This is a genomic window from Catenibacterium sp. (genome assembly GCF_052354645.1).
GTDB classification, from domain to species: domain Bacteria; phylum Bacillota_I; class Bacilli_A; order Erysipelotrichales; family Coprobacillaceae; genus Catenibacterium; species Catenibacterium mitsuoka_A.
The window spans coordinates 1-8,978 of the sequence record NZ_DAWDDM010000066.1 but is presented as its reverse complement, the minus strand read 5'-3'; the positions used below and the strand labels follow the sequence as shown (position 1 = coordinate 8,978).

The 8,978-nt window shown below is 33.4% G+C and carries 12 protein-coding genes and 1 pseudogene; 9 read left to right on the top strand and 4 right to left on the bottom strand.

Features of this window, described 5'->3' with window-relative positions; all coding sequences use genetic code 11:
• A pseudogene (locus tag ACT8VG_RS04515) lies at positions 1–245 on the bottom strand (hypothetical protein); the annotation flags it as partial.
• Between the two features lie 116 nt (positions 246–361).
• Between ACT8VG_RS04515 and ACT8VG_RS04510 the strand changes: the two are divergent.
• A complete protein-coding gene (locus ACT8VG_RS04510) occupies positions 362–736 on the top strand; it encodes a RidA family protein (RefSeq protein WP_117458289.1) in 375 nt (124 codons plus the stop codon).
• A gap of 96 nt (positions 737–832) precedes the next feature.
• Positions 833–1,675 (top strand): undecaprenyl-diphosphate phosphatase, encoded by an 843-nt coding sequence (locus ACT8VG_RS04505; protein ID WP_022424467.1) that lies wholly within the window; start codon positions 833–835, stop codon positions 1,673–1,675.
• A gap of 24 nt (positions 1,676–1,699) precedes the next feature.
• Here the strand turns inward: ACT8VG_RS04505 and trpS are convergent, their stop codons facing one another.
• Positions 1,700–2,701, bottom strand: coding sequence for a tryptophan--tRNA ligase (gene trpS / locus ACT8VG_RS04500; protein WP_444195287.1), 1,002 nt, complete (start codon positions 2,699–2,701; stop codon positions 1,700–1,702).
• Positions 2,702–2,997: 296 nt separating this feature from the next.
• Between trpS and spx the strand changes: the two genes are divergently transcribed.
• A complete protein-coding gene (gene spx, locus ACT8VG_RS04495) occupies positions 2,998–3,450 on the top strand; it encodes a transcriptional regulator Spx (protein ID WP_022424469.1) in 453 nt (150 codons plus the stop codon).
• Here the strand turns inward: spx and ACT8VG_RS04490 are convergent.
• Positions 3,445–4,011, bottom strand: a complete 567-nt coding sequence (locus ACT8VG_RS04490) for a CYTH domain-containing protein (RefSeq protein WP_432265272.1) — start codon at positions 4,009–4,011, stop codon at positions 3,445–3,447. The two genes, spx and ACT8VG_RS04490, sit on opposite strands and share 6 nt — an antisense overlap.
• Before the next feature lie 107 nt (positions 4,012–4,118).
• Between ACT8VG_RS04490 and ACT8VG_RS04485 the strand changes: the two genes are divergently transcribed.
• The 4 genes from ACT8VG_RS04485 to ACT8VG_RS04470 are packed head-to-tail and all read left to right on the top strand — an operon-like array spanning position 4,119 to position 6,295.
• Positions 4,119–4,886, top strand: coding sequence for an NAD kinase (locus ACT8VG_RS04485; protein WP_432272120.1), 768 nt, complete (start codon positions 4,119–4,121; stop codon positions 4,884–4,886).
• A complete protein-coding gene (locus tag ACT8VG_RS04480; protein ID WP_187012134.1) occupies positions 4,883–5,731 on the top strand; it encodes an RluA family pseudouridine synthase in 849 nt (282 codons plus the stop codon). The genes ACT8VG_RS04485 and ACT8VG_RS04480 overlap by 4 nt, the downstream gene beginning before the upstream one ends.
• Positions 5,703–6,164 carry a hypothetical protein gene (locus ACT8VG_RS04475; protein WP_117458296.1) on the top strand — a complete coding sequence of 154 codons (462 nt, stop codon included), beginning with the start codon at positions 5,703–5,705 and terminating at the stop codon, positions 6,162–6,164. The genes ACT8VG_RS04480 and ACT8VG_RS04475 overlap by 29 nt, the downstream gene beginning before the upstream one ends.
• A 2-nt stretch (positions 6,165–6,166) precedes the next feature.
• A complete protein-coding gene (locus ACT8VG_RS04470; protein ID WP_255413814.1) occupies positions 6,167–6,295 on the top strand; it encodes a hypothetical protein in 129 nt (42 codons plus the stop codon).
• Between the two features lie 35 nt (positions 6,296–6,330).
• On the opposite strand, the gene ACT8VG_RS04465 is transcribed toward ACT8VG_RS04470, so the two are convergent.
• Entirely contained in the window at positions 6,331–7,533 is a 1,203-nt protein-coding gene (locus ACT8VG_RS04465; RefSeq protein WP_444195286.1) for an FtsW/RodA/SpoVE family cell cycle protein, read from the bottom strand.
• A gap of 647 nt (positions 7,534–8,180) precedes the next feature.
• On the opposite strand from ACT8VG_RS04465, the gene ACT8VG_RS04460 reads away from it, so the two are divergent.
• Positions 8,181–8,504, top strand: coding sequence for a PTS transporter subunit EIIB (locus tag ACT8VG_RS04460; RefSeq protein ID WP_117458298.1), 324 nt, complete (start codon positions 8,181–8,183; stop codon positions 8,502–8,504).
• Between the two features lie 11 nt (positions 8,505–8,515).
• Positions 8,516–8,884 carry a VOC family protein gene (locus ACT8VG_RS04455; RefSeq protein WP_117458299.1) on the top strand — a complete coding sequence of 123 codons (369 nt, stop codon included), beginning with the start codon at positions 8,516–8,518 and terminating at the stop codon, positions 8,882–8,884.
• Positions 8,885–8,978 lie beyond the last annotated feature (94 nt).

Genomic DNA, 8,978 nt, shown 5'->3' with positions numbered 1-8,978 from the left:
TTTCTATTCTTTGTCTGGTAAGTAGTCATTACTTCCTGGAAAGACTTCATAGTATTATCAGAACTATTACCTGCAACAAGAATGAAACTATCCTTGTTTTCAATCTTCTGTTCAAACTTAGTGCTTGATAAAGTTGTATATGTTGCATATGTTGCCTGACGATAAATAAATAATCCAAGGAATACAACAAGTACTAATCCAAAAACACTGATTTCACGTGCAAATTTCTTGATAAAATCTTTCATAATTCTTGTATGCCTCCGCTTAAATATTGTAGCAAATTCTACCCTTTATGACAATATCTTATGTTTCACTTTAGTGTATAAGAATGTTATAATAGGGGCATTAGGAGGATGTACAAATGACTAAAGTAGTAAAAACAGACAAAGCACCAGGTGCTATTGGACCATATAGCCAGGGAATTGATATTGGCAATATGATCTTCTTCTCAGGACAGATTCCATTAGATCCTGAAACAGGCGTGATGCCAGAAGGTATCGAAGCACAGACTAGACGTGCATTAGATAATGTAAAAGGTTTACTTGAAAGTCAGAATCTTACATTCAAGAATGTTGTGAAAACAACTGTATTCTTAGATAATATTAATGATTTTGCAACTATGAATGGTATCTATGCTGAATACTTTGAAGAACCTTATCCAGCAAGAAGTGCTGTAGAAGTTGCTAAACTTCCTAAAGGCGCTTTACTAGAAGTTGAAGTCGTTGCAGTAAAATAGGCTTTCTCATCCGAGAAAGTCTTTTTTTATGCTTAAAACCTTGAAAATAATGAGAATTGTGCCATAATCAAAAAGACAATAAAAAAGGAGATTATTATGTTACTCTATTTAAAAACTATTTTGTTTGGTATTGTAGAAGGTATCACTGAGTGGTTACCTATCAGTAGTACTGGACATATGATTTTATTAAATGAATTTGTGAAATTAGATGTTTCTAAAGATTTCTATTCTATGTTCCAGGTTGTAATTCAGTTAGGTGCTATTCTTGCAGTAGTAGTTATCTATTGGAATCAGATCTGGCCATTTAAGAAGAATACAAATCCAATGGTAAAAGGTTTCTTTAAATATGTAGATAGAGATATCTTTGACTTATGGCTTAAGATCATCTTTGCATGTATCCCAGCTGCAGTAGTAGGATTATTATTTGATGATGTATTTGAAGCATTATTCTATAATCCACCATGTGTCGCTCTAGCATTAATTATCTTTGGTATTGGATTTATCGTAATTGAAAATAGAAATGCATCATTAAGACCTAAGATTAACTCTTTAAAAGCTATCAATGGTAAAACTGCTTTCTTAATTGGTATGTTCCAGTTAATTGCAGCTATTTTCCCAGGTACATCTCGTTCTGGTGCGACAATCCTTGGTGGATTAATGTTAGGTGTTAGCCGTACAGTTGCTGCAGAATTCACATTCTTCTTAGCTATTCCTGTTATGTTTGGCGCAAGCTTATTAAAACTAGTTAAGTTTGGTCTTGCATTTACAGCTTCACAGCTTGCAGTATTAGGACTTGGTATGCTAGTCGCATTTGTATCATCAATTTTAATCATCAAGTTCTTAATGAGCTATATCAAGAAGCATGACTTCAAGGTATTTGGATGGTATAGAATTGTATTAGGACTATTAGTACTTGCATATTTCTTCATCATTAAATAAAAAACAATGGCGCGAGCCATTGTTTTATTTTTTCTTAATTGTAATACCAATCTTTCTTTCAACCTTTGCAAGTTTCTTTCTTGCGATTCTTCTTGCTTTTTCTGCTCCTGCTTCAAGAATATTATCAAGATAATCACCGTCTAGGATTTCATTATAACGGTCCTGAATTCTCTGAAGTTCATCTCCGACAACTTCTGCAAGATCCTTCTTGAAATCTCCATAACCCTTACCTTCATACATTGTTTCAAGTTCTTCAATAGTTTTACCTGAAATAATAGAATAGATTTCAAGTAGGTTAGAAATACCAGGCTTATTTTCTGGGTCAAACTTCACATGTGAATCACTATCAGTCACTGCAGATAAGATTTTCTTCTTAGATACATTAATTGGATCTAATACATAAATACATCCTTTGCCATTAGGTGATGATTTACTCATCTTCTTAGTAGGATCCTGTAAGTCCATAATACGTCCACCTACTTTAGGAATGATAGGTTCAGGAAGCTTGAAAGTATCACTATAACGGCTATTAAAACGTTCTGCTACGTTTCTAGCAAGTTCTACATGCTGTTTCTGGTCTTCTCCTACTGGTACATAGTCTGGATCATACATTAAGATGTCTGCATTCATTAAAGAAGGGTAGTTGAAGATACCAGCGCCAATATGTCCGCCTTTTTCTTCTGCTTCAAGTTTCTTTGATTTATATTGAGTCATACGTGATAATTCACCCATAGAAACCATGCATCCTAAATACCATCCAAGCTGAGCATGTTCTAAGACATCACTCTGTAGGAATAAAGTCACCTGTTCAGGATCTAATCCAGCTGCAATATATAATGCGATTAAATCTTTTGTATTCTTTCTTAAATCCTTAGGTTCCTGGTAAATAGTCATTGAATGAAGATTAGCGACAAAGATAATCATTTCATATTCATTCTGGAACTGTACAAATGGCTTAATAGCGCCAATGTAGTTACCTAAAGTAACACGTCCTGTAGGTTTAATACCACTTAACATTCTTTTCATAATTACATCCTCCTAAATAAAAAAGGCACGTCCAAAGGACGTGCCACCAATGTGTATTTGTGCTGGTAACGACAGCAGACGTTTCTAACTCATGCTAGAAAAGCTCCCAGAACCCAATTCATTTAGTATCTATGACTCATTTCCACCATCCATGAGCTCTCTATCCATAGTATAAAAAACTACTTATTTCTGTTCATTGCTTCTTCCATTATAATACAAAATTATGTGAATGCAACCAATAAACATACACAACCTACGAAAATGATGTATAATAAACAAAAGAAAGAGGTGAAATCATGATTAGAATCTACACCGCACCAAGTTGTGCATCATGCAGAAAAGTCAAAGCATGGCTCAAAGAACATGATATTCCTTATGTAGAAAAGAATATCTTTTCTACAATATTAAGAGAAGATGAACTACGTGAACTATTAGAACGTAGCGAGAATGGTACGGATGATATCATTTCTAAACGTTCTAAGATCATCAAAGAGAATAAAGTAGACATTGAAGATATGTCTACCAATGAATTAATTCATTTTATTCAGAAGAATCCATCTATTTTAAAACGTCCTATTATGATTGATGAAAGACGTTTTCAGGTAGGTTATAATGCAGAAGAAATTCGCGCATTTATTCCAAGAGAATTAAGAAAGCTGGCAGAATGTCAGAAGTTTGACAATTGTCCACAATTCAGTGCATCTACACTTGTGGAAGACTATCATCACAATAAAAAAGCAGGCTTATAGGCCTGCTTTTAATGTGCTTAGAACTCTCGCAATCTTACTTGCACAGTTTCCTTTATACTGTAGATGATATGTTTGACATAATTCTTCAAATTGTTTAAGTCCTTTTTCTTCGTCATTCACTTCAAATTCTAATTCATAATCAGTGATTCCGTTATAATGATTTTCATCAAGAGACAACATACCTGAATCAAAAGGAACATCTCTTCTAATAGTAGTCAAAGAATAAGCCTGTTTAATAAGATTTAAATTAAATCCCTTATTACTTAATAAACGAGTAATGTCATTATCAGGTATTTCACCTTTTTGAATCATTTCTAAATCTTCTTTAGTAATTTCTAGATTATGTTCTAGACGACCATTCTTTTCAGGAATCTTTAAAGTCATCTCATAATAACCTTCTTTTTCTCTTATACGAAGACTATAGCGTAAAGCACTTAATTCAATACTTGTAAGATAATAGTTTGTCTGACTATAAGTATGCCCTTTGAAGTCATTCATCAATTGATTGAATAGTGCTTCACTTAATAACATCTTATATTCTATTTCAAGATTTTTTTCCATAATTTCTCCTCATTTTATCAAATTATATACTTGAGAGATAAACCCGTCAATACAAGTCATATTGCGTAAAAAGGTAATAGAAAGTATAATAATAGCGGTGATAAAAAATGAAAAGATATGCAATTGTGTCAAAAAAAGATGATGTATCCCATCATCTTGCAGCTTTGATTAAAGATGAACTCAAAGAACTGATTTATGATGAAGAACATCCAGATATAGTGATTTCTGTAGGTGGAGATGGCACTATGATTTATTCTATTCATCGTTATGAGCATGTTTTAAATGATGTTTCATTTGTAGGAATCCATACGGGAACACTTGGGTTCTTTACAGACTATTTAAAGGATGAATATAAGCAGCTTGTAAAAGATATCCTTACAAAAGAACCTGAAATCTTTGATCGACATCTCTTGCGTATTTCTTATAATGGAGAAATCTTTCATGCTTTAAATGAAATGCGTATAGAGAATAGTTATCGTTCACAGGTCATAGATATGTATGTAAACGATGAACATATGGAAACATTTAGAGGAAACGGACTTTGTGTCAGTACTCCTTCAGGTTCTACTGCATTAAATAAATCATTAGGTGGGGCAGTGATTAATCCTAGCTTAAGACTGATGCAGGTGACGGAAATAGCTGGTATTCATCATAATGCTTATCGTTCTTTAGGCAGTCCTCTTATTTTAGGAGATGAGGATGTAGTGCGCTTTGAGACAGATTTTAACGAGAATGCGGTTTTAGGTATTGATACAGATATTTTTGAATTAAAGGATCATGATGTCATAGAAGCACGTTTATCTAAACGTGTGGCTCATTTCTGTGATTATCGTCATGTATCATTTGTGAAGAGATTGAGGAAATCATATCTATGATCTTGCAGTTTGAAATAGATGAACAGCACAAAGATATGCGTTTAGATGAATTTTTTTATTTACATGGTATTTCTAAGAAATTAGTCAAAGATTCTAGAAATCATGGAGAGATATTAGTGAATGGAGAAAAGCAGTATTTGTGTTATAAGACAGTAACAGGGGATAGTGTGGCTATTGTTTTTCCTAAAGAAACAAGTCATGTGATTCCTGTTGATATTCCCTTAAAAGTTGTATATGAAGATGATTATTTGATGATTATTGATAAGCAGCCTAATCTTGCCTGTATCCCTGTTAAGAAGTACTTAACAGAATCATTAGGGAATGCGATTATGTATTATTATCAAGCAAATCATATTGAAAGTGCAATTCACTTAGTAAATAGACTTGATAAAGAAACATCAGGACTCATGATGATTGCGAAAAGTCGTTATGTTCATGATGCTTTTTCTCATGATATCAAACAGGTGAAACGTGTATATCATGCACTTGTAAAAGGTAATCCAGGACAAGGAACTGTCAATGCGCCTATTGACCATGCAGAAGGTCATGGGACTAAAAGAGAAGTAAAAGAAGGCGGTAAAGAAGCAATCACCCATTACCGTACTATTAAAACAACTAAAGACTATTCTTTAGTAGAATGTAAGCTAGAAACAGGACGTACGCATCAGATACGTGTTCATATGGCTTATTTAGGATGTCCATTAGTAGGAGATCCACTTTATGGTGAAGGAGAAGGGTTCTATCTAGACAGTGTAGAAATAGCCTTTAAACATCCTATCACACAACAATGTATGACTTTAAAGAAGGTGTTCAACGATGTACGAATTAAAAAAATTAAATCTTAAGCAGTCAGAAAAATATATGACTTATAAATGTAATGAATATGGAAAGCACTATAAGAAGTTCTCTAGAATTATTCCTGTAGTTGTGATTATCACATTAGTGGCTGCTTTTCTTGTTCCAACTCAATCTAAAGTAATTTATGCGCTTGGGGTGGCTATTACTGCTGGCTTATTCTTTATGGTTTATAGCTATTATAAACAAATGGTGAACTTAAAAGAGGTACCTACAGTACCTTGTGAATATGTGGTTACACCAGTGAAGTATAATGAGAGAGTACAGCTTAAGACGACTAAGGGGGATAATCTCTTATTTGCTTTTGTAGAAAAGAGCCGTTCTATTTATAAGAATGAAAAAGAAGCACTTATTATCTATGTACCTGAAACAGGACATATTTATGGTGAACATGTAGCTTTACTTAAAGATATTAAGGGATAGTTATGGAACAATTAGATATGCATGAATTTGAAAATGATGCGATAAGAAAAGCAAATCTCATTAAAGAAGGAAAAAGAAAAGCATATTCAGAAGAAGAATTTTTGGAACTTTTAGAAAAAGAAGGATTGTGAAAAAAACGGCATACCTCATGAGAGGCATGTCGTTTTTAGTATTGTTTGTGTTTTACATCACGAAGCTTATTCTGATAATCAATATCAATAATAATACCCATTGCGAACATATATGAAAGTAATGAGGATCCTCCATAAGACAGCATTGGTAAAGTAATACCAGTAATAGGAAGTAATCCAAGAATCATTCCAATATTCCATATTTGCTGGAAGATGAGACATCCAAATGTCCCCATGATAAATGTCTTATCACGAATATTATCACTCTTTAAGCCAATATTTAAGATAGTGATATCAAATGCTGCAATTGCAAGTAAAGTGATGAGTGCACCTACATAACCAAAATCAGTCGCGATAACTGAGAAGATAAAGTCTGTCTGTCCTTCAGGGAAGACCTTGACAACAGCTCTAAAGCCATGTCCAAACCATCCTGCAGTTCCATAAGATAACTGAGCATACCATGACTGTAACCCTTGGTTACCGGTTGTTCCTTCAGGATCTAGCCAGCCATAAATACGGTCTAGTTTATGTCCTGAGATGATAGATGTAAAGACTCCGTTCTGGTAGATGAATAAATAAGCCATTCCAAGTACACCTACTACTGCAATTACTAAAATAAATAGGACCCAGTTTCCATTCATACCACTTGATAATAATACAAAGAAAACAGCTGCCATAAGAATCATCATAACCCCTGAGTCATTCTGCAAATAAATAAGAATAGCTGGTGGTAAAGAAATCTTCATGACTTGAATAATATACTGGATTTCACTATCGGTTGTCTTAACTAAGATACGATCATTATATTCCTGTGTAATTTTCGCAAGATACATAACCATGATGATCTTCATGAATTCTGAAGGCTGAAAACTGAATCCTGGGATAGTATACCATGAAGTCGCACCGTTCACCCAGGTTGCTAGAGGTACTATGTGGATATGCAATACTTTTGTATACACAAAATGGTCTATTGCAAGCCCGATAAGTAATACAATAAAAATCATATAGAGTGTTTTAATATGACTATATAGGGTATCCTGACCTATTTTATAGACAATATAGCCTAGAATGCCACCTATAACATAATAAAGCCCTTGCTTCAACCATAGTGTATAAGGATTCGCAATGTTGGTCATAATTGGTGCAGCACTTGCAACCGCAAAACAACTGATGGCACCAAGCAATATAATTAAGGCAATAAGAGGATATTTCTTGAGTGTTTCTTCAAGGTTTTCCATGCGTGCCCTCCTTTTTTCTTTTTACTTTTTTCATTCTTATAGTATACTATATTTTAAAGATACTTCAATAAAAAGGAGGTAACTATAAGTAACTGAATATATTAACTATTGTGTTTGAATGTGTTTAAATATGCTCGAGAGAGTGCTAAAATGAATACACTAAGTATCACAATTATAAGCCAAAAGATTTTACCGTTGTCTCTAATGGTACGACTTATAAGAACATCAACAAACATGCAAAATTAAAGAAGCTTGAAAAACAGCTTATTCGAGAACAGAGAACTCTTTCTCGAAAGTATGAAAATCTAAAGAAAGGAGAGTCCACTCAAAAAACAAAGGTTTGGGGTAAGGAACTTCATCATAGAATCAATCACAAAGATAGTAAAAACCAAGCCATCTTATATAACGATTGAAGATTTAAATGTATTAGGAATGATGAAGACAAACGCAAATGTATGTATATACCGAAGGCTATTTCGGAAATTTACGACTATGAAGTGTACAAGAACTTGTGAGTAGATATGATTTCGGTCAATCCAAAGCATACACGATGAAATAGTAAGTAATGTTCGTGAGAACTTACATTATCTCGATGTGAGATATTCAATCACATTTTGAGTGGCAGTGTGCGTAAAGTGTCTAAAAATATGATGATTGGGATTATTGCAGCAATCGTAGTTGTACTTGTAATTGTTGTGATGATGACTCGTAAAAAGAAAACAAGTAAAGAACAATGTCCGATTGATGCAGATCTATTAATTAAAGCATTAGGTGGTAAAGACAACATTACTGCTTTAGAAGCATCACCTTCTAAATTAAAGGCGACTTTAAAGCAGGATAAGGATCTTGATATTGAAACAATTAAAACACTAGGGGCTAGTGGTATTGTGGCAGGTCATTTAACACTTACTATGATCTTTGGTAAAGCATCAAGTATTATCTGTGAAACTGTATTAGAAAAAATTAAATAAGAGGTAGCGTTATGAAATTTAAAATGGTACATGAAAACTATAACGTTAAGGATCTAGATGCTTCTCTTAAATTCTATGAAGAAGCATTAGGCTTAACTGAAAGAAGACGTAAGGTGAGTGAAGATGGAAACTTCATTATTGTATATGTTGGTAATGAAACAACTCCATTTGAATTAGAACTCACATGGCTTAAAGATCATCCACAGGCTTATGATATTGGTGAAGAAGAATTCCATTTAGCTTTTCATGTAGATGATTATGAAGGAGCACATGCATTACATGAAAAGATGGGATGTATCTGTTTTGAAAATCCTTCAATGGGCATCTATTTTATCCAGGATCCAGATGGATACTGGCTTGAAATCATACCTGAAAAATAGTCTAGGAAATGCATGATGCATTTCCTATTTTGTTGATAAAATAATTAAAAAATATTTTTAGATAGGAAAAAAGTTACTAAATTAAGAGCATATT